Below are 20,450 nucleotides of genomic sequence, written 5' to 3'. Positions count from 1 at the left end.
CCCCCGCACCGGCAGCCCGCCGTCGGCACCGAGGCGGTGCGCGATGAGGGTGCTGCTGCTCGGAGCCAACGGATTCCTCGGCCGCTTCGTCGCCGACCGGCTGCTCGCCGACCCCGCCGTCCACCTCACGGCCCTCGGGCGCGGCGACGACGCCGACGTCCGGTTCGACCTCGCGGGCGGCAGCCCGGGAGCGCTCACCCGCTTCCTGGACGCCGTCCACCCCGGAGTCGTCGTCAACTGCGCGGGCGCCACCCGCGGCGGCGCCCGGGAGCTGACCCGCCACAACACCGTCGCCGTCGCCACCGTCTGCGAGGCCCTGCGCCGCAGCGGCTGCGGCGCCCGGCTCGTCCAGGTCGGCTGCGCCTCCGAGTACGGTCCCTCGCAGCCCGGCTCCTCCACCGCCGAGGACGCCATCCCGCGCCCCGGCGGCCCGTACGGCGTCAGCAAGCTCGCCGCCACCGAGCTGGTCCTCGGCTCGGGCCTCGACGCCGTCGTGCTCCGGGTCTTCTCGCCCGTCGGCCCCGGCACCCCCGCAGGTTCCCCGCTCGGCCGGCTCGCCGAGGCCATGCGCCGGGCCATGCAGGCGGGCGACGGCGAGCTGAAGCTCAGCGGCCTCGGCGTGCAGCGGGACTTCGTCGACGTACGGGACGTGGCGCGGGCCGTCCACGCCGCCTCGCTCTCCGCCGCCCAGGGCGTCGTCAACATCGGCACCGGGCGCGCAGTCCGGCTCCGGGACGCCGCCGCCGTACTGGCGAGGGTCGCCGGGTACGCGGGCGCACTCCATGAACTGGACTCGCCCCCTCCGCGCCTCCCCATCGGCGCCCCGCGCACCTCCGCCGAGTCGGTGATCGAGCACCTCTCCGCGACCCCGTCCCCCTACCCGGACGGCTGCGGGGCCTGGCAGCAGGCCGACGTCCGCACCGCCCGGGACCGGCTCGGCTGGCGCCCCCGGATCAACCTGGAGGAGTCGCTCGCGGACATCTGGATGGAGGCGGCATGCCGTATCTGACCGCCCCCGCCGACACCCTCAGGACCGCGGGCGGCGAACAGCTCGGCTTCGGCGTCCCCGGCTACGCCCACCCGCTGCTGGCCCCCGCCGAGTGGGCCGAGCTGGCCCGCCCCGGCACCCCGCTCCACTGGGCCGTCCTCAACATCGCCGGCGGCCCGGGCACCCGGCCCGACCCGCACTGCCTGGAGGCGGCCGGGCGGCTCCGCAACGCACGGGAGCGTGCCCTGCACGGCGAGGAGCCGGACGACTCCGTACGCGCCTGCGGCGGCCGGCTCCTCGGCCACCTCGATCTGGCCCACGGCGGGCGGCCGTTCGACGAGCTGATCGCGGACGCCCGCTCCTTCGTCGACTGGTACCGGGTCGGCGGCTTCTATCTGGCCCGCTGCCCCACCGAACGGGCCGAGCTGCCCGCCGTCCGGCGGCTCACCGGCACCCTCCACGCGTTGCTGGCGGAGAGCGACAGCGCGGACGACGGCGGGCGCCTCGTCCTCGGCCACGGCACCCACCCCCACCCCGGTTACGCGGAGGCGGCCGACCAACTGGTCACCTTCCAGGGCCCGTGGACCGACTACCGCTGGTCGCAGGTGGCCGAGTGGACGGCGGACTATCCGCCCAGCCGGTTCGCGCACTTCGTCCACGGGGTGCCCCGCACCCATCTCGACGAGGCGATGCGCATCGCCCGCTGGCAGGGCGCCGGGACGATCTTCTTCACGGACCGGGGCGGACGGAGCGTCGACGGGCGGAGCGGACAAACCGATCCATTCGCGGCGCTGCCCAGGTACTGGGACGAAATCGTCTCGCGGATCGGACCCGGTATCTCGGAATGAGAAGGGGCGTGGCAGTGTTACCGGAAGAACAACCGTACGTAGTCGATGTACGCGCAGTCGATGTACGTAAATCCGACCACCTGCATTGTTGAGGTTCCTGTGTCGCTGCCACCCCTGGTCGAGCCAGCCGCTGAGCTCACCGTCGACGAGGTCCGCAGGTACTCCCGCCACCTGATCATCCCGGATGTCGGGATGGACGGACAGAAGCGCCTGAAGAACGCGAAGGTGCTCTGTGTGGGCGCCGGCGGTCTCGGCTCACCGGCCCTGATGTACCTGGCCGCGGCCGGGGTCGGCACGCTGGGCATCATCGAGTTCGACGAGGTCGACGAGTCGAACCTGCAGCGCCAGATCATCCACAGCCAGGCCGACATCGGCCGGCCCAAGGCGCAGTCCGCCAGGGACTCGGTGCTCGGCATCAACCCGTACGTCAACGTGGTCCTTCACGAGGAGCGGCTCGAAGCCGAGAACGTGAAGGAGATCTTCGCCCAGTACGACCTGATCGTGGACGGCACGGACAACTTCGCCACCCGCTATCTGGTCAACGACGCCGCCGTGCTGCTGAAGAAGCCGTACGTCTGGGGCTCGATCTACCGCTTCGACGGCCAGGCCTCGGTGTTCTGGGCCGAGCACGGTCCCTGCTACCGCTGCCTCTACCCGGAGCCCCCGCCGCCGGGCATGGTCCCGTCCTGCGCCGAGGGCGGCGTGCTGGGCGTGCTCTGCGCGTCGGTCGGCTCGATCCAGGTGACCGAGGCGATCAAGCTGCTCGCCGGCATCGGTGACCCGCTGGTCGGCCGTCTGATGATCTACGACGCCCTGGAGATGCAGTACCGCCAGGTCAAGGTCCGCAAGGACCCCGACTGCGCGGTCTGCGGCGAGAACCCGACCGTCACCGAACTCATCGACTACGAGGCCTTCTGCGGCGTCGTCTCCGAGGAGGCCCAGGAGGCGGCGGCCGGCTCCACGATCACTCCCAAGCAGCTCAAGGAGTGGATCGACGGGGACGAGAAGATCGAGATCATCGACGTCCGCGAGCCGAACGAGTACGAGATCGTCTCGATCCCGGGCGCGAAGCTGATCCCGAAGAACGAGTTCCTCATGGGCACCGCCCTCCAGGACCTCCCGCAGGACCGCCGTATCGTCCTGCACTGCAAGACGGGTGTCCGCAGCGCCGAGGTCCTCGCGGTCCTCAAGTCGGCGGGCTTCGCCGACTCGGTGCACGTGGGCGGCGGCGTGATCGGCTGGGTCAACCAGATCGAGCCCGAGAAGCCGGTCTACTAGAGCGCCACGCGTTCTGGTAGAGGGGCCGGTCCACCTGGTGTGGACCGGCCCCTTCCGTGTGCGCGTCACCCGCAGGTCAGGCCGTCGTCCGGAACCTTCCCGTCCAGGAAGTACGCGTCCACGGTCGAGGTCACACACGGGTTCTCGCCGTACGCCCCGTGCCCCTCGCCCTTGTTGGTGACCATGATGCCGACGCCCTTGCCCAGCTCGTCCGCCATCCGCTGCGCACCCTCGTAGGGCGTCGCCGGGTCGCCGGTCGTGCCGATGACCAGGATCGGGGCGGCGCCCGGCGCACTGGTCTCCGGGTTCTCGTGCTCCCCGTCGACCGGCCACTGGGCGCACCAGCCCGCCGTGTCCCAGGCCAGGAACGGCCCGAACACCGGGGAGAGCCTGCGGAATTCGGGCAGCAGCGCGCGGGCCTCGTCCACCGTGGGGCGGGCCTTGGAGTCGGCGCAGGAGATCGCCCGCTGGGAGTGCGCCTGGGTGTCGTAACGCCCGCTCTCGTCGCGCCCGTTGTACGAGTCGGCGAGCCGCAGCAGGCCGTCGCCCCTGCCCTCCTTCTCCGCCTCGTCCAGGGCGGCCGTCAGCTCGGGCCAGTTGTACCGCGAGTACAGCGGCGTGACGATGCCCGTGATGGCGAGGGACTCGGTCAGCTCACGGCCCGACGAGGTCGGCAGCGGCTTCCCGTCGAGCCGGGCCAGCAGCCGGGCGATCCGCTCCGAGCCCGCCTTCGGGTCCTGGCCGCGGTCCTTGAGGTAGTTCTCCAGGGCCCGCTGGAACCCCGTGGCCTGGTTGCGGGCGTGCCCGATGCCGTCGGCCGTCGGGTCGATCACCGCGTCCAGGACGACCCGCCCCACGCGGTGCGGGAAGAGGTGCGCGTACGTCCCGCCCAGCTCCGTACCGTACGAGAAGCCGAGATACGACAGCTTGTCGTCGCCGAGGACCTGGCGGATCAGGTCCAGGTCGCGGGCGGCGTTGGACGTGCCGACATGGGGGAGGACCGTGCCCGAGCGGCGCTCGCACCCCGCGCCGAAGGCCGCGCCGTCCTTGATGAACGCCGCCTCCTCGGCCGCCGTGTCCGGGGTCAGGTCCACCGTGCGGAAGGCCTGCTCCTGCTCCTCGTCGGTGCGGCAGCGCACCCCGGAGCTGGCCGCGACCCCGCGCGGATCGAACCCCACCAGGTCGTAGCGGGCGTTGAGCTTCCCGTACGAACCGGCCGCGCGCGGCAGTATGTCGACGCCCGAACCGCCGGGGCCGCCGAAGTTGAACAGCAGCGAGCCGATCCGCCGGTCCTTGTCGCGGGCCTCCTTGCGGATCAGCGCGATGGAGATGGTCTCCCCGGACGGCTTCCTGTAGTCCAGGGGCACCTGCACGCTCGTGCAGCGCCAGTCGGAGCCGGGAGCCCGGCCGTTGGGCGGGGCCGTACAGCGCTTCCAGTCGGGGCGCTGGGAGGTGAGGGAGGCGGGCAGGGCCGGGGACTTGGGCGTGTCCTTCAGCTCCGGCGAGGGGGAGGGGGAGGCGGAGGTGTCCCGGGGGCGGCCGTCCGTGGTCGCGTCCGGCTCCGGCTCCGTACCCAGCAGACCGCACCCGGCGAGCAGCCCCGCGGCCAGCAGGGCCGCCCCCGCCCGCACGGCTCTCCAACGGGTCCTCCGACGCGCGGTCATGGTCCGGCTCCCCTCCCCGAGGCCCGCAGCCGGTGGTGACGCGACGGGCGTGTGCTCTGTCCCGCCATGCTAATCGGCGCCTCTGACAGCGCGTCGGGGACGGACCCGGGGGAGCGGGGCGGCCGGAGCGGGGGTCACTCGCAGACCGTGCCCGACTTCGGCACCGTACCGTTCAGGAGATAGCCGTCCACGGCCCGCTGCACGCAGGCGTTCTTGCTGTTGTACGCGCCGTGGCCCTCGCCCTTGTACGTCAGCTCGACGCCCACGCCCGTACCGAGCTTCTCCACCATCGCCTTGGCGCCCGCGTACGGGGTGGCCGGGTCGCCGGTGTTGCCGATGACGAGGATCGGGGCGGAGCCCGGGGCGCTGACGTCCGGGGTCTCCCAGGCGCCCGCGACCGGCCAGCCGGTGCAGCCCATCAGCCCCCAGCCCAGATACTCCCCGAACATCGGGGACGCCTTGCGGAAGGCCGGCAGGGCCGCCTTCGTCTGCTCCAGGGTGAAGCGCTGTTTGCTGTCGGCGCAGTTGATCGCGATGTTGGCGGCGTTGGAGTTGTCGTAGCGGCCGTCCTCGGAGCGGCCGTTCAGCGAGTCGGCCAGGGCCAGGAGCAGGGCGCCGTTGCCGCCCTCGGCCTCGTCCAGCCCCTGTTCCAGCAGCGGCCAGGTCTCCTTGGAGTAGAGCGCGGAGGCGATGCCGGTGGTGGCCAGCGTCTGGGTGAGCGGCCGGTCCCCGAGCCCGTCGACCGGCTCCTTCTCCAACTGCGCCAGGAGGCCGGCGATCCACTGCTGGACCTCCTGGCCGGTGGCGCCGGGCAGGGCGCACTCGTCGCCCCGGTCCGCGCAGTTCTTGGTGAAGTTGTCGAAGGCGAGCTGGAACCCCTGGGCCTGGCCGAGCGAGGACTGCTCTGCGTCCTTGGTCGGGTCGACCACCGCGTCGAAGACCGCCCGGCCGACCCTGTCCGGGTAGAGGTGGGCGTAGACCCCGCCCAGCTCGGTGCCGTAGGAGATGCCGAAGTAGTGCAGCTTGTCGTCGCCCAGGACCGTACGCATCAGGTCCATGTCGCGGGCGGCGTTCGTCGTCCCCACATAGGGGAGTTCGGCGCCGGAGTTCTCCTTGCAGGTGGCGATGAAGTCCTTCTGGCCCTGGACGAACTCCTTCTCCTCCGCCGCGTCGTCCGGTGTGGCGTCCTCCTGGTAGAGGGCGTCCAGCTGGGCATCGTCCGCGCACTCCACGCCCTCGCTGCGCCCCACCCCGCGCGGGTCGAAGCTCACCAGGTCGTAGCGGGCGCGCAGCCGGTCGTAGTCCGCGCCGAAGGCCGGCAGGGTCGCCACCCCGGAGGCACCGGGTCCGCCGAAGTTGAACAGGAGCGATCCGATCCGCCGCTTCTGGTCCTTGGCCTTCCCCCGGATCAGCGCCAGCTCGATGGTCCGGCCGTCCGGCTCCGCGTAATCCAGCGGTACGTCCATGAAGGAGCACTCCCAGACCGTGCCGCCGGGCAGCGGCGAGGGCGACTCCCCACCGCCCTGCGCCACGTTCGGCGCCGGGCAGGCCGACCACTCCAGCTTCTGCGTCGCCAGCTCCTGGGAGGTGGCGGTGGGGGAGGCGGTCGAGGCCCCGGTCGGGGTCGAGCCGCCCTCCCCACCCCCTCCGCCGCCGTCCGAACAGCCGGCCAGCGGGAGCAGTACGGCGGTGGTGGCGGCGAGGGCGGCGGCACGCAGAGCGGGGGAAGTCCTCATGGGCTCCATCGTGCGGCGGGGCGCCGGAGCGCGCGCGGGGCGCGGTCCATGCGGGTGGTGCACGCCGGGGCTTACCCGGCCCCGGGGACCCTACAGCTCGCCCTTCCGGGTCAGTTGGTTGAAGCAGATCCACCCCGGCAGCACCGGCAGCCACAGCGTCATCACGCGGTACAGCAGCACCGCCGGAGCCGCGACCTCCATCGGCAGCCCGACCGCGATCAGGCCCAGTGTCAGGGCGCCCTCGACCGCGCCCATCCCGCCGGGCGTGGGCGCCGCCGAACCGAGGGCGTTGCCCGCGAGGAAGACCACGGCGATGCTCGCGTAACTCAGCTGGGTGACGTCCGGGCCGCTGAACGCCCGGATCGACGCGTCCAGACAGAGCACGAACACACCGGTCAGCAGCAGCATCCCGCCGATCCCGGTGACGAGCTTCTGCGGCCGCTGCACCACGTCCAGCATGCGCGGCACGACCCCGGCGAAGAGCGAGCGCACCCGGGTGACCACGAACTTCCGCAGGAACGGAATGGCCGTCACCACCAGCACCAGCACCGCGACCGTCAGCAGACCGGCGATCACCGTACGGGAGGGGGTCAGCGAGTCCGGGGTCTTCTCCGTCCCCGTCAGATAGCCGAAGAGGGCCAGCAGCAGGATGTGGCAGCCGAGCCCGAAGAGCTGCGAGGCCCCGACGCTCGCCACGGCCAGACCGGGGCGCACTCCGGCGCGCTGCAGGAAGCGGGTGTTCAGCGCCACACCGCCCACGGCGGCCGGAGCGACGATCTTCACGAACGAACCGGCCACCTGCGCCTGCACGGTCTTCCGGAACGACACCCGCTCCGGCACGAACCCCAGCAGGCTCATCGCCGCCGCGATGTAGCTGAGCGCCGAGAAGCCGAGCGCGGCGGCCACCCAGCCCCACTCCGCCTCCTCCACCAGCACCCCGAAGTCGGCCTGGGTGACCTGGGAGATCAGGAAGTACGCGGCGATGGCCCCGGCGATGAAGCTGAAGAGCGTGCGCGGCTTGATCCGCTCCAGGCGGACCGGCTCGACCGGCGCCTGCGGCCGGATCAGCAGCACCTGCTGACGGATCTGGGCGAGCAGATCCCCTTCCCGGGCCTCCTCCAGCGCATCGTCCACGGCCCGCTTCTCGGCCTGCTTCTCGGTCCGCAGGGACTTGCGCTCGGCCTTGTGCCCGCTTTTCTGCCCGGGCTTCCGCGGGGCCTCGTCCGTCCCGGCCTCATGGGCCGCCTCCGCCGACCCTTCCTGGGCCCGTGCCTCCTTGGCCGCCCGCGATGCCTCCAGCACCGCGTCGCGCTCCTGCTGCGACCGCTCCCGCGCGAGCCGGCGCAGGGTCGCCCGGGTGGAGCGGCTCAGGGCGATCGGCTGGAGCAGCGGCAGACAGTCCGCGACGGCGTCCGGGCCGAGGACGGCCAGCGCCCCGGAGACCGACCGCTCGGCCCCCACCCGCAGCCCCAGGGTGGTCAGCAGCTGCGCCACGTCCATCCGCAGCACCAGGTCACCGGCGGCGATCTCACCGCCGCGCAGATCCGTCACGAACGCCCTGCCGGAACGATCCACCAGCAGCGCGTCACCCGTCAGCCTGCGGTGCGCGATCCGGCGCGACTGGAGCGCCTTCACCTGGTGCCACGCGCTGCGCACCAGGTCGTCGGTGATCTCCTCGTCCTCCATCTGGTCCAGCGACCGGCCGCCGATGTGCTCGTAGACGAGCATCACCGCGTCCGGGCCCAGCTCGGAGGTGGCGATCAGCTTCGGCGCGTTCGCCCCGGCGGCGATCGCCGCGTACGCGAGCAGCGCCTCCTGCTCCAGCGCCTGCCGCAGCGACTGGATCGAGCGGCGCTGGGTGATCCCGCGCAGCGTCAGCCGGCGCCAGGCCCGGTAGAAGAACCCCTGGGCCTGCTGCTCCCGGTCGACGACCGTCACGTCCAGCGGCGGCCCGTCCTCCAGGGTGACCAGATAGCGCCGCCCCCGGTCGTTCTGGTCGGTGCCGTCCTTGTCCGGGGCGTCCTCGGTGCGCATCGCGGCGACGGGGCGGAAGCCGACGTGCCGCAACCCCGCCATCAGGTGCTGGCCGGTGGGGCGGACGTTCGGGGAGCCGACCGCGTACAGCGTTCCGTACGCCACCGTCCAGCCGATCAGGACCGTGAGGATGATCGAGAACGGGGTGGTGTACCCGCCGACGAGCATCGCGAACGCGTCGAGCAGCAGCACCGCCCAGAGCACGACCCGCCAGCGCGGCCGTCGCGCCATCCCGACGGCGGTCATGTACGCGATCACGGGGGCGAGGTAGCCGTGCACCGGATCGGTCAGCCCGGCGCCCGGCTGCGGCTGGGTCAGCGCCTCCTGGATGGTGCCGGGCGCGGAGCGCGAGACCCAGAGGTCGGTGGCGAGGGTCACCCCGTGGGCGAGCACGGCGGCCAGCACACCGTCGGCGATGCGCAGCCCGTCCCGCTTGATCAGACGCTCGATGGCGAAGGCCACCGGCACCAGCAGCACGGCGATGCTGGAGACCAGACCGGCCAGCTTGATCAGCAGATCGGGCGCCTGTTCGGTGCCCTTGGAGATGTCGTCCTCGAGGCCGGTGGTGGTGCCCTGGGCGAACGCGGCGATGGCGAACAGCACGCCGATGGCGGCGATGCCGATGAGCAGCCGCATCAGGTCGGAGGGGCGGTGCACCCGGGCGGGGAGCAGCGGCTCGTCCCCGGAGACCCGGTCGGTCAGGGCGGCCTCGGCGGAGGCGAGCGTGGAGCCGGTCAGATGGCCGCTGGTGGAGGCGGTGGGACCGTCCGCGGCAGGCGTCGCGGGGGCGCCGGGCGCCAGTACGGGAGCGGCGGCGGGCTCCGGCGTACGCGGCTCGCGGCGCTGTTCCGCGGGCTCCGGCGCACGCTCTTGCAGGCGCTGTCCGGTGGGCTCCGGCGCGCTCGGCGGGCGCTCTCCGGCATCGGAGGCGTCCGCCGCCTTCGGTGGCTGCACGCCCTGCTCCTTCGTCGCCTCTGGTTCGTCTTCGTTGTCTCGTATCACCGGTCACCGCCCGGATGATGGTGGCACGGCCCGGAGACGGAGGGGGGCATCAGGGTGCGTCGCACGGGCGCGGGATGCGCAACATACGCCCCTTTGCACCTGCGCGCACGCTCGGTGCACATACCGATACGGTTCCGGCCGGGCTGTCGGTGGCGCACGGCAGGATGGGGCGGATGAGCCAGGACGAGACGGATGCGACGGGCGACGGGGAGCAGCCGGCCGAGCTGCCGGAGTACGCGGAGCGGGTCCTCGATGTCGCCGACCTGATCCCGCCGGGCCGGGTCATGACGTACGGCGATGTCGCGGAGTGGCTGGGCGACGGCGGCCCCCGGCAGGTCGGCCGGGTCATGGCGCTGTACGGCTCCGCCGTGCCCTGGTGGCGTGTGGTGCGGGCGGACGGGGCGCTGCTCCCGGGCCACGAGCTGCGGGCGCTGGGCCACTACCGCGCGGAGGGGACCCCGCTGCGCGACGCCTCGCGCCGGGCGGACGGACATCTGCCCCGGCTGGACATGCGCCGGGCGCGCTGGGACGGCGCCCCGGCCCCCGGGGGCGAGGAAAGTCACACCTGAGGGCGTGCGCCGGGGCCGGGTGCGGAGCCCGTTCCGGTGCCTCCGCCCGGCCGGACGCGGGCGCGGGCGTGATGAGGGACGCAGGGAACCCGCCGCCTCCCGCGCCGCCCCTGGCGTAGCGTCGTCACCGCGCACCGCGCGCGCCCCTCTCCTCGTCCCTCATGACCTGTCCCGGCCCGTACGACGTATGACCCGTACGGCCCGCACGACCCCGCAGACCCACCAGGACCGGCGATCCACGTGAGCTTCTTCTCCTCCACCCGGCACAGTCCGCACCGTGAACCACGGTCGCGGACCACGGGCGCGTACCGACTGGTGCGCACCCCGCCGGGCTCGGTGGAGCCTCCTCTTCTTGACGCAGGTCAGCGCGCCGTGGTTGACCACGCCGGAGGACCGCTCCTCGTCCTCGCGGGCCCCGGCACCGGCAAGACCACCACCCTCGTGGAGTCCGTGACGGCCCGGGTGAACCGGGGCGCCGACCCCGCCCGCATCCTCGTCCTCACCTTCAGCCGCAAGGCCGCCGTCGAACTGCGCGACCGGATGGCGGCCCGGCTCGGCGCGGCGCGCGGACCGCAGGCCACCACCTTCCATTCGTACTGCTACGCCCTGGTCCGCGCCCACCAGGACGCCGATCTCTTCGCGGATCCGCTGCGGCTCCTCTCCGGCCCCGAGCAGGACGTCACCGTCCGCGATCTGCTCGCGGGCCAGCTCGACCTGGAGAAGGAGGGGCTCGCCCACGTCCGCTGGCCCGACGAACTGCGCGCCTGCCTGACCACCCGGGGCTTCGCGGACGAGGTGCGCGCCGTGCTCGCCCGCAGCCGCGAACTTGGCCTCGCCCCGGACGCGCTCGCCGCCTTCGCCCGCCGCACGGGCCGCCCGGACTGGAACGCGGCGGCCCAGTTCCTCGCCGAGTACCTGGACGTGCTCGACGCCCAGGGCGTCCTGGACTACGCGGAGCTGGTCCACCGCGCGGTGCTGCTCGCGGAGCGCCCGGAGGTCTCCGCGCGGCTGGCGGAGGCGTACGACGCGGTGTACGTCGACGAGTACCAGGACACCGACCCGGCGCAGGTGCGCCTGCTGCACGCCCTCGCCGGGAACCGGGTGAGCGGCGGGCGGAAGCGCGGGCGCGGGGCGCACGCCGGAGCCGCGAGCCGGACAGGCGGGGCGCACGCCGGGGCAGAGGGCCACGGGCGAGGCGCGGGCGGCGGCGACGGCGGCCGAGGTCGCGACGCGGGAGGCGGCCGCACGCTGGTGGCCTTCGGTGACCCGGACCAGTCGATCTACACCTTCCGGGGTGCCGATGTGAACGGCATCCTCGAATTCCCCGACACCTTCCGCCGCGCCGACGGCACCCCCGCCCCGGTCGGCGTCCTCACCACCTCCCGGCGCTCCGGCTCCGAACTGCTGGCGGCGACCCGCCTGCTCACCCGCCGGATGCCGCTCACCCGGCTCCCCGCCGACACCGTCCGCGCCCACCGCGAGCTGCACGCCGTCCGGGAGGGCGGCCGGGTGGAGACGTACACCTACCCGACCGCCTCCACCGAGCTGGACAACATCGCGGACCTGCTGCGCCGCGCCCACCTGGAGGACGGAGTCCCGTGGCGCGAGATGGCCGTGCTGGTACGGGCCGGAGGCCGCTCGCTGCCCGCCGTCCGCCGCGCCCTCACCTCGGCGGGCGTCCCCCTGGAGGTCGACGGCGACGACCTCCCCCTCCGCCACGAACCGGCCGTCGCCCCGCTGCTGACGGCCCTGCGCACGGTGGCCAAGGCGGCGCTCCACCCCCTTTCCCCGGACACGGAGGCGGACCGGGGCGAGAGCGCGGCGCACCCCTGGCTCGACACCGAGACCGCCCTCACCCTCCTCACCTCCCCCCTCGGCTCCATGGACGCCGCCGACCTCCGCCGCCTCGGCCGGGCCCTGCGCGACGAGGAGCGCGCCGCCGGGGTCACGGTCCCCGCCCCCTCCGACGAACTGCTGGCCCGCGCCCTGGCCGAGCCGGAGCGCCTGGTCACCCACGATCCGGCGTACGCCCACGGCGCGCAGCGGCTCGGCGCGCTCCTGCGCAAGGCCCGCGAGCACCTCGAAGGCGGCGGCACCGCCGAGGAGGCCCTGTGGACCCTGTGGAACGGCACCCCCTGGCCCGGCCGACTGGAGCGGGCCGCGCTGCGCGGCGGGGCGGGCGGCCGCAACGCCGACCGCGACCTGGACGCGGTGTGCGCCCTCTTCGAGACGGCGGCGCGCGCCGAGGAGCGCACCGGGGGGCGCGGGGCCCTCAACTTCCTGGAGGAGGTCGACGCCCAGGACATCGCCGCCGACACCCTCTCCCGGCGGGCCGTCCGCCCCGACGCCGTACGCCTGATGACCGCCCACCGCTCCAAGGGCCTGGAGTGGCGGCTCGTCGTCGTCGCCGGGGTCCAGGAGGGGCTCTGGCCCGACCTGCGCCGCCGGGGCTCCCTCCTGGAGGCGGACCGGATCGGCCGCGACGGTCTCGCCGAGCCCCTCACGCCCGGCGCACTCCTCGCCGAGGAGCGCCGCCTCTTCTACGTCGCCGCCACCCGCGCCCGCGAGCGCCTGGTCGTCACCGCCGTGAAGGCCCCCGCCGACGACGGCGACCAGCCCTCCCGCTTCCTGGCCGAACTGGGCGTCGAACCCCGCGATGTCACCGGCCGCCCGCGCCGCCCCCTCGCCGTCGCCGCGCTCGTCGCGGAGCTGCGGGCCACCACCGTCGACCCGGCCGCATCCGAGGCCCTGCGCGACGCCGCCGCCCACCGCCTGGCCCGGCTCGCCGCGCTCACCGACGACGAGGGCCAGCCGCTCGTGCCCGCCGCCCACCCTTCCCGCTGGTGGGGCCTGGACGAGCCGACCCGCTCCGCCGTCCCCCTGCGCGACCGCGACCAGCCCGTCACCCTCTCGGGCTCGGCGCTGGACCAGCTCGCCAACACCTGCGCCCTCCAGTGGTTCCTGGGCCGCGAGGTGAAGGCCGACGCCCCGGCCTCCGCCGCCCAGGGGTTCGGCAACGTCGTCCACGTCCTGGCCGACGAGGTCGCCTCCAGCCGTACGCCCGCCGACCTCGACGTCCTCATGGAGCGCCTGGACTCCGTCTGGAACGGCCTCGCCTTCGACGCCCCCTGGAAGTCCGACCAGGAGAAGGAGCAGGCCCGCGCAGCCCTCGAACGCTTCCTCCACTGGCACGTCCTGGACCGGGGCGGCCGCACCCCCGCCGCCAGCGAGCACGGCTTCGACGTGACCCTGGAGGCGGGCCCGTACACCGTCCGCATCCGGGGCTCCATGGACCGGGTGGAGGAGGACACCGAAGGACGCGCGTACGTCGTCGACTTCAAGACCGGCAAGAGCGCCCCCACCAAGGACGAGGTGGCCGCCCACCCCCAGCTCGCCGTCTACCAGCTCGCCGTCCGCGAGGGCGCGGTCGACGAGGTCTTCGACGGCCGCCGCCCCGAACCCGGCGGCGCCGAACTGGTCCAGCTCCGCCAGCCCGCCCCCAAGAAGGAGGGCGGCGACGCCTTCCCCAAGGTCCAGGCCCAGGAACCGCTGAGCGGGGAGTGGGTCTCCGACCTGCTCGCCACGGCCGCCGGAAAGGTCCTGGACGAACGGTTCACGCCCACCACCGGCGCCCACTGCGCCCACTGCACCTTCCGCGCCTCGTGCAGCGCCCAGCCGGAGGGGCGGCAGGTGGTGGAGTAGGCGCCGCATCCCGTTCGTACGGGGTTGTCAGTGGTCCCGGTTAACGTTGTCCGGGTGTCCGCACGCATCACCGATCCCGAGCAGCTCAAGGAGCTTCTGGGGATCCCCTTCACCCCGGAGCAGACGGCCTGCATCACCGCGCCGCCCGCCCCGCAGGTGATCGTGGCCGGAGCCGGGTCCGGCAAGACCACGGTGATGGCCGCCCGCGTGGTCTGGCTGGTCGGCACGGGCCAGGTCGCGCCCGAGCAGGTGCTCGGCCTCACCTTCACCAACAAGGCGGCGGGCGAGCTGGCCGAGCGCGTCCGCAAGGCGCTGATCGCCGCCGGGGTCACCGACCCCGAGGTCATCGACCCGGACCATCCGCCGGGCGAGCCCACGATCTCCACGTACCACGCGTTCGCCGGCCGCCTCCTCACCGAGCACGGCCTGCGCATCGGCCTGGAGCCCTCCACCCGCCTGCTGGCCGACGCCACCCGCTACCAGCTGGCGGCGAAGGTGCTGCGCGAGGCACCGGGCCCGTATCCGGCGCTCACCCGCTCCTTCCCCACCCTGGTCAGCGACCTCCTGGCGCTCGACGGGGAGCTGTCCGAACATCTCGTACGACCGGAGCGGCTGGAGACGTACGACACCGAGCTGCTGGACGAGCTGGCCACCGCCAGGCTCACCAACGCCGACCTGCGCAAGCTCCCCGAGACCGCCGAGGCCCGCCGCTCCCTCCTCACCCTCACCGAGCGCTACCGCGCCGCCAAGCGGAGCCGGGACCTCATCGACTTCGGTGACCAGATCGCCCTCTCCGCCGAGCTGGCCCTGACCCGCCCCGAAGTGGGGGCGATCCTGCGGGACGAGTTCCGGGTGGTGCTCCTCGACGAGTACCAGGACACCTCAGTCGCCCAGCGGCTGCTGCTCTCGGGGCTGTTCGGCAGCGGTACGGGGGCGGGGGCGACCGGCCACGCGGTGACGGCCGTCGGTGACCCCTGCCAGGCCATCTACGGCTGGCGCGGCGCCTCCGTGGCCAACCTGGACGACTTCCCCGAGCATTTCCCGTACGCCGACGGCACCCCCGCCACCCGCCACAGCCTCAGCGAGAACCGGCGCAGTGGCGGCCGCCTGCTCCAACTCGCCAACGGCCTCGCGGAGCCCTTGCGCGCGATGCACGAGGGCGTGGAGGCGCTGCGCCCCGCACCGGGTGCCGAGCTCGACGGCGTGGTCCGGTGCGCCCTGCTGAACACCCACACCGAGGAGATCGACTGGCTGGCGGACTCCCTCGCCCACCTCGTGCGCACCGGCACCCCGCCCGGCGAGATCGCCGTCCTGTGCCGCACCGCCGGGGACTTCCCCGCGATCCAGGCTGCCCTGGTCGCCCGGGACATCCCGGTCGAGGTGGTCGGCCTGGCCGGGCTGCTGCATCTGCCCGAGGTGGCCGACCTGGTCGCCGTCTGCGAAGTCCTCCAGGACCCGGGGGCCAACGCCTCGCTGGTCCGCCTCCTCACCGGCCCCCGCTGGCGCATCGGCCCCCGTGACCTGGCCCTCCTGGGCCGCCGCGCCCGCCTCCTCGTCCACCGGGCCGCCCAGGGGGAGGACGCCGACCCGGACCGGCGGCTCGCGGAGGCCGTCGAGGGTACGGACCCGGCCGAGGTGATATCGCTCGCGGACGCCCTGGACACCTTCCTGATCGCGGGGGACGCGGCCGACGACGGGCTGCCGTTCTCGGCGGAGGCCCGGGTGCGCTTCGCCCGGCTCGCCCGTGAGCTGCGCGACCTGCGCCGCTCGCTCGCGGACCCGCTGATGGACGTCCTGCACCGGGTCCTGGCCACCACCGGCCTGGAGGTCGAGCTGTCCGCGTCCCCGCAGGCGCTGGCCGCCCGCCGCCGGGAGACCCTCGCCAACTTCCTGGACATAGCGGCCCGGTTCGCCGCCCTGGACGGCGAGGCGTCGCTGCTCGCCTTCCTCGGCTTCCTGCGGACCGCCGCGCAGTACGAGAAGGGGCTCGACAACGCGCTGCCCGGCGGCGAGAACACCGTCAAGGTCCTCACCGCCCACAAGTCCAAGGGGCTGGAGTGGGACGTGGTCGCCGTGCCCGGACTGGTCACCGGCCAGTTCCCGAGCGGGCAGTCCCGGGACGCCTGGACCGCCCAGGCCAAGGTGCTCCCGCACGCCCTGCGCGGCGACGCGGCCACGCTCCCGGACGTGGACACGTTCGACGCCAGGGGGATCAAGGCGTTCAAGGAGGAGATGAAGGCGCACCAGCACACGGAGGAGCTGCGCCTGGGGTACGTCACCTTCACCCGCCCCCGCTCCCTCCTGCTCGGCTCCGGCCACTGGTGGGGCCCGTCCCAGAAGAGGACGCGCGGCCCGTCGGCCTTCCTGGAGGCGCTGTACGAGCACTGCGCGGCGGGCCACGGCGAGATCGAGGTGTGGGCCGACGAGCCCGCCGAGGACGAGGAGAACCCGGCCCTCGCGGCCCCCGACACCGACCGGGCCTGGCCGCTCCCGCTCGACCCCACGGCCCTCGCCCGCCGCCGCGCCGCCCGCGACACGGTCCTGGCCCACCTGGAGCGCCTGGCCGTCCAGGGGGACGAACAGCCACCGGCGTACGCCCCAGAACCCGCCGACGTACCGGCGTACGGCTCCGGACCCGATGACGTACCGGCGTACGGGCCCTGGGACGACGAGCCCCCTCTCGACGAGCCACCGGCCGACGAGGAGTGGGACTGGGACACGCTCCCCACCGAGCGCCCTGCCGGTACGCCGGATCCCCAGGACGCCCCGGCCACCGAGGCGTCGGAGCCCGTACGGGAGTCGGCCCCGGCCCCGGAACCCGTACAGGAGTCGGCACCCGCACCGGCCCCGGAGGCACCCCCGCGCACGCCTCCGCACCCGCACATCCCCGCCGCCCGCCATCCCCAGGAGGAACCGGCGGACCGGCTCACCCCCGAGGAGGCCCGGACCCTCGCCTCCTGGGACCGGGATCTCGACGCGCTCGCCGGGGAGCTGCGCCGCGCCCGCGCCACCGTGCACGACGTCCTCGTCCCCGCCTCGCTCTCCGCCACTCAGCTGCTGCTCCTGGCCGAGGACCCCGACGCGTTCGCCAAGGAACTGGCCCGGCCCATGCCCCGGCCGCCGCAGCCCGCCGCCCGCCGGGGCACCCGGTTCCACGCCTGGGTGGAGTCCCGGTACGAGGAGCTGCCGCTGCCCATGCTCGGCCCCGACGAGCTGCCCGGGGGCGACGAGAGCGACGCCGAGATCGCGGACGAGCGGGACCTGGCCGAGCTGAAGGAGGCGTTCGAGCGCACGGTGTACGCCCGGCGCACGCCGTACCGGGTGGAGACCCCCTTCCAGATCACCCTGGCGGGCCGGGTGATCCGGGGCCGGATCGACGCCGTCTACCGCACGGGGGACACCTACGAGATCGTCGACTGGAAGACCACCCACCACCGCACCGCCGACCCCCTCCAGCTCGCCGTCTACCGGCTGGCCTGGGCCGAGCTGCACGATCTGCCGCTCGACGCGGTCACCGCGACCTTCCTCTACGTACGCAGCGGGGAGACCGTCCACCCGCAGGGCCTGCCCGGCCGGGCCGAGCTGGAGCGGATCCTGCTGGACGAGCCGGTCCCCGGGGACGGATAGGCTCAAGAGCATGAGCGAGACCCCGGACAGCGCCGTCCGTACGTACACCGAACAGCACCGCGCAGCCTTCCTCGACGACCTCGCCGAGTGGCTGCGCATCCCGTCCGTCTCCGCGCAGCCGGAGCACGACGGGGACGTCCGGCGCAGCGCCGAGTGGCTGACCGCCAAGCTCAAGGAGACCGGCTTCCCGGTCACCGAGATCTGGGAGACCCCCGGCGCCCCCGCCGTCTTCGCGGAGTGGCCCAGCGCGGACCCGGACGCCCCGACGGTCCTGGTCTACGGCCACCACGACGTGCAGCCCGCCGCTCGCGAGGACGGCTGGGACACCGACCCGTTCGAGCCGGTGGTCCGCGACGGCCGGATGTACGGACGCGGCGCGGCCGACGACAAGGGCCAGGTGTTCTTCCACACCCTCGGGGTCCGCGCCCACCTCGCCGCCACCGGCCGCACCACCCCGGCCGTGAACCTCAAGCTGCTGATCGAGGGCGAGGAGGAGTCGGGCTCCCCGCACTTCCGCGCCCTGGCCGAACAGCACGCGGACCGCCTCGCCGCCGACGCCGTGATCGTCTCCGACACCGGCATGTGGGACGAGGAGACGCCGACCGTCTGCACGGGGATGCGCGGCCTCGCGGAGTGCGAGATCGAGCTGTACGGCCCCGCCCAGGACATCCACTCCGGATCGTTCGGGGGAGCCGTCCCCAACCCGGCCACCGGGATCGCCCGCCTGGTCGCCGCCCTCCACGACGAGGACGGCCGGGTCGCGATCCCCGGGTTCTACGAAGGCGTCACCGACCTCACCGACACCGAGCGGGCCCTCTTCGCGGAGCTGCCCTTCGACGAGGCGACGTGGCTCCGTACGGCGAAGTCGCGGGCGGCCTCCGGCGAGACCGGGTACTCCACGCTGGAGCGCGTCTGGGCCCGCCCCACCGCCGAGGTCAACGGCATCGGCGGCGGCTACCAGGGCGCCGGCAGCAAGACGATCATCCCCTCCTCCGCCCTGGTGAAGATCAGCTTCCGGCTGGTCGACGGCCAGGACCCCGACCGCGTGCAGCAGGCTGTCAGGGCCTGGGTGGAGTCCCGTGTTCCGGCGGGCATCCGCCACCGGGTCGCCTTCCAGCCCGCCACCCGCCCCTGCCTGACCCCGCTGGACCACCCCGCCCTCCAGGCCGTGGCCCGCGCGATGGGCCGGGCCTTCGGCAAGAAGATCCTCTTCACCCGCGAGGGAGGCTCGGGCCCGGCCGCCGACCTCAGGGACGTGCTCGGCGCCCCCGTCCTCTTCCTCGGGATCTCCGTGCCCTCCGACGGCTGGCACGCGCCCAACGAGAAGGTCGAGCTGGACCTGCTGCTCAAGGGTGTGGAGACGACCGCGTACCTGTGGGGCGAGCTGGCCACGGCACTCGGCTGAATCCTCTGCACACCCTCCACGAACCTGTGCACACCCGATCCACCCAGGGGGAGTAGGAAGCACCTGTGAGCACCTTCGACAACACCACCGCGGACCGCCCGATCGGCCTCACCGCGCCCAGCGGCATCGACCGCGCGGCGCACCACCGTCTGGACGAGGCGTGGCTGGCCGCGGCGTGGAGTCACCCGACGACCCGCGTCTTCGTCGTCTCCGGCGGGCAGGTGCTGATCGACGACACCCCCGAGGGCGGCACCGAGATCGTGATGACCCCGGCCTTCGAGGCCCCGGTCACCGAGACCCACCGCTATTTCCTCGGCACCGACGAGGCCGGTGTCAGCTACTTCGCGCTCCAGAAGGACTCACTGCCCGGCCGCATGGACCAGTCGGCCCGCCCGGCCGGACTCCGCGAGGCGGGGCTGCTGCTCGGTCCCCGGGACGCGGGGCTGATGGTGCACGCGGTCGCCCTGGAGAACTGGCAGCGCCTCCACCGCTTCTGCTCCCGCTGCGGCGAGCGCACGGTCATCGCCGCCGCCGGGCACATCCGCCGCTGCCAGGCCTGCGGCGCCGAGCACTACCCGCGCACCGACCCGGCCGTCATCATGCTCGTCACCGACGACCAGGACCGCGCCCTGCTGGGCCGCCAGGTGCACTGGCCCGAGGGCCGCTTCTCCACGCTCGCCGGGTTCGTCGAGCCGGGGGAGTCGATCGAGCAGTCCGTGGTCCGCGAGGTCTACGAGGAGGCGGGGATCACCGTCGGCGAGGTCGAGTACATCGCCAGCCAGCCGTGGCCCTTCCCCTCCAGCCTGATGCTGGGCTTCATGGCCCGGGCCACCTCCTCCGAGATCGATGTGGACGGCGAGGAGATCGAGGAGGCCCGCTGGTTCTCCCGCGAGGACCTGACCGCCGCCTTCGAGTCCGGCGAGGTCATGCCCCCGTACGGCATCTCGATCGCCGCCCGGCTGATCGAGCTGTGGTACGGCAAGCCGCTGCCGAGGCCGGGCAGCCTGAACCGCACCAACTGAACGACGGCACACACACCGCTGCCCCGGCACCCGCTCGGAAGCGGCTGCCGGGGCAGCGGTGTCACTTCAGGTGCGCCGTGCGTCGTGCGCCCTGCGTGGGGCTCAGGCGACCAGGGCCTGCTTCACCTGGGCCAGCGACGGGTTCGTCATGACCGACTCGGTGCCCGCGGGGGAGACGATCAGCAGCGTCGGAACCGTCTGGTTTCCGCCATTGGCCTTCTCGACGAACGCCGCCGACTCCGGGTCGTGCTCGATGTTGACCTCGTTGTACGCGATGCCCTCGCGGTCCATCTGGCTCTTCAGCCGACGGCAGTAGCCGCACCAGGTGGTGCTGTACATCGTCACAGTGCCCGCCATGTCGCTGGCGCTCCCTTGTCTCGTCCGTCCCGCTGCACGGCCGCAGCGTCACATGCGGCCCGGCGGCCCAGGCCGCCTTCCCGCACCGGATGGAACGTACGGGGGACGGCGACCATTCCCGCCACCGCTCCGGGGCAGGGTCGGCATCCGGCCGGGGCCGCCGCCGGTATCAGTACGACGAATACCTCACGCCTGTGGACAACCGCCGCATCCGCCCC

Annotated in this window: 12 protein-coding genes; 8 read left to right on the top strand and 4 right to left on the bottom strand. The window is 73.6% G+C overall.

The window, feature by feature from the left end; genetic code table 11:
• The first annotated feature begins 43 nt into the window (after positions 1 to 43).
• From DJ476_RS10315 to moeZ, 3 genes are all read left to right on the top strand, one after another.
• A complete protein-coding gene (locus DJ476_RS10315) occupies positions 44 to 1,009 on the top strand; it encodes an NAD-dependent epimerase/dehydratase family protein (RefSeq protein ID WP_018489149.1) in 966 nt (321 codons plus the stop codon).
• Positions 997 to 1,836, top strand: a complete 840-nt coding sequence (locus DJ476_RS10310) for a spherulation-specific family 4 protein (RefSeq protein WP_103419782.1) — start codon at positions 997 to 999, stop codon at positions 1,834 to 1,836. The genes DJ476_RS10315 and DJ476_RS10310 overlap by 13 nt, the downstream gene beginning before the upstream one ends.
• 99 nt (positions 1,837 to 1,935) lie before the next feature.
• Positions 1,936 to 3,114 carry an adenylyltransferase/sulfurtransferase MoeZ gene (moeZ, locus tag DJ476_RS10305; protein WP_019765891.1) on the top strand — a complete coding sequence of 393 codons (1,179 nt, stop codon included), beginning with the start codon at positions 1,936 to 1,938 and terminating at the stop codon, positions 3,112 to 3,114.
• A 65-nt stretch (positions 3,115 to 3,179) separates the two neighbouring features.
• On the opposite strand, the gene DJ476_RS10300 is transcribed toward moeZ, so the two are convergent.
• From DJ476_RS10300 to DJ476_RS10290, 3 genes are all read right to left on the bottom strand, one after another.
• Positions 3,180 to 4,778: an alpha/beta hydrolase gene (locus DJ476_RS10300; RefSeq protein WP_112490356.1), complete on the bottom strand. Its 1,599-nt coding sequence runs from the start codon at positions 4,776 to 4,778 to the stop codon at positions 3,180 to 3,182.
• A 134-nt stretch (positions 4,779 to 4,912) separates the two neighbouring features.
• On the bottom strand, positions 4,913 to 6,514 hold the full coding sequence (locus DJ476_RS10295; RefSeq protein WP_112490355.1) for an alpha/beta hydrolase: 1,602 nt from the start codon (positions 6,512 to 6,514) through the stop codon (positions 4,913 to 4,915).
• A gap of 90 nt (positions 6,515 to 6,604) precedes the next feature.
• The gene (locus DJ476_RS10290; protein ID WP_112490354.1) at positions 6,605 to 9,502 is read right to left on the bottom strand and encodes a lysylphosphatidylglycerol synthase domain-containing protein; all 2,898 of its coding nucleotides are present in this window, start codon (positions 9,500 to 9,502) and stop codon (positions 6,605 to 6,607) included.
• 221 nt (positions 9,503 to 9,723) lie between these two features.
• Here DJ476_RS10290 and DJ476_RS10285 point away from each other — a divergent pair, with 221 nt between their 5' ends.
• From DJ476_RS10285 to nudC, 5 genes are all read left to right on the top strand, one after another.
• The gene (locus tag DJ476_RS10285) at positions 9,724 to 10,119 is read left to right on the top strand and encodes an MGMT family protein (RefSeq protein ID WP_103419774.1); all 396 of its coding nucleotides are present in this window, start codon (positions 9,724 to 9,726) and stop codon (positions 10,117 to 10,119) included.
• A 240-nt stretch (positions 10,120 to 10,359) separates the two neighbouring features.
• Positions 10,360 to 13,821 carry an ATP-dependent helicase gene (locus tag DJ476_RS10280; protein ID WP_112490353.1) on the top strand — a complete coding sequence of 1,154 codons (3,462 nt, stop codon included), beginning with the start codon at positions 10,360 to 10,362 and terminating at the stop codon, positions 13,819 to 13,821.
• A 54-nt stretch (positions 13,822 to 13,875) separates the two neighbouring features.
• Positions 13,876 to 17,448, top strand: a complete 3,573-nt coding sequence (locus tag DJ476_RS10275; RefSeq protein WP_112490352.1) for an ATP-dependent DNA helicase — start codon at positions 13,876 to 13,878, stop codon at positions 17,446 to 17,448.
• Positions 17,449 to 17,458: 10 nt separating this feature from the next.
• The gene (locus DJ476_RS10270) at positions 17,459 to 18,853 is read left to right on the top strand and encodes a dipeptidase (RefSeq protein WP_103419769.1); all 1,395 of its coding nucleotides are present in this window, start codon (positions 17,459 to 17,461) and stop codon (positions 18,851 to 18,853) included.
• Between the two features lie 65 nt (positions 18,854 to 18,918).
• Positions 18,919 to 19,875, top strand: a complete 957-nt coding sequence (nudC, locus tag DJ476_RS10265; protein WP_103419768.1) for an NAD(+) diphosphatase — start codon at positions 18,919 to 18,921, stop codon at positions 19,873 to 19,875.
• A 102-nt stretch (positions 19,876 to 19,977) separates the two neighbouring features.
• On the opposite strand, the gene DJ476_RS10260 is transcribed toward nudC, so the two are convergent.
• On the bottom strand, positions 19,978 to 20,232 hold the full coding sequence (locus tag DJ476_RS10260) for a glutaredoxin domain-containing protein (RefSeq protein WP_019765672.1): 255 nt from the start codon (positions 20,230 to 20,232) through the stop codon (positions 19,978 to 19,980).
• Between the last annotated feature and the right edge of the window lie 218 nt (positions 20,233 to 20,450).

Source organism: Streptomyces bacillaris (genome assembly GCF_003268675.1).
Taxonomy (GTDB): Bacteria; Actinomycetota; Actinomycetes; order Streptomycetales; family Streptomycetaceae; genus Streptomyces; species Streptomyces bacillaris.
This window is presented reverse-complemented; position numbering and strand designations above follow the sequence as displayed.

What these genes read in the sequence shown, in the direction of transcription:
- DJ476_RS10315 (WP_018489149.1), top strand. Translation starts at nt 44, where the DNA reads ATGAGGGTGCTGCTGCTCGGAGCCAACGGATTCCTCGGCCGCTTCGTC.
- DJ476_RS10310 (WP_103419782.1), top strand. Translation starts at nt 997, where the DNA reads ATGCCGTATCTGACCGCCCCCGCCGACACCCTCAGGACCGCGGGCGGC.
- DJ476_RS10300 (WP_112490356.1), bottom strand. Translation starts at nt 4,778, where the DNA reads ATGACCGCGCGTCGGAGGACCCGTTGGAGAGCCGTGCGGGCGGGGGCG.
- DJ476_RS10295 (WP_112490355.1), bottom strand. Translation starts at nt 6,514, where the DNA reads ATGAGGACTTCCCCCGCTCTGCGTGCCGCCGCCCTCGCCGCCACCACC.
- DJ476_RS10285 (WP_103419774.1), top strand. Translation starts at nt 9,724, where the DNA reads ATGAGCCAGGACGAGACGGATGCGACGGGCGACGGGGAGCAGCCGGCC.
- DJ476_RS10270 (WP_103419769.1), top strand. Translation starts at nt 17,459, where the DNA reads ATGAGCGAGACCCCGGACAGCGCCGTCCGTACGTACACCGAACAGCAC.
- DJ476_RS10260 (WP_019765672.1), bottom strand. Translation starts at nt 20,232, where the DNA reads ATGGCGGGCACTGTGACGATGTACAGCACCACCTGGTGCGGCTACTGC.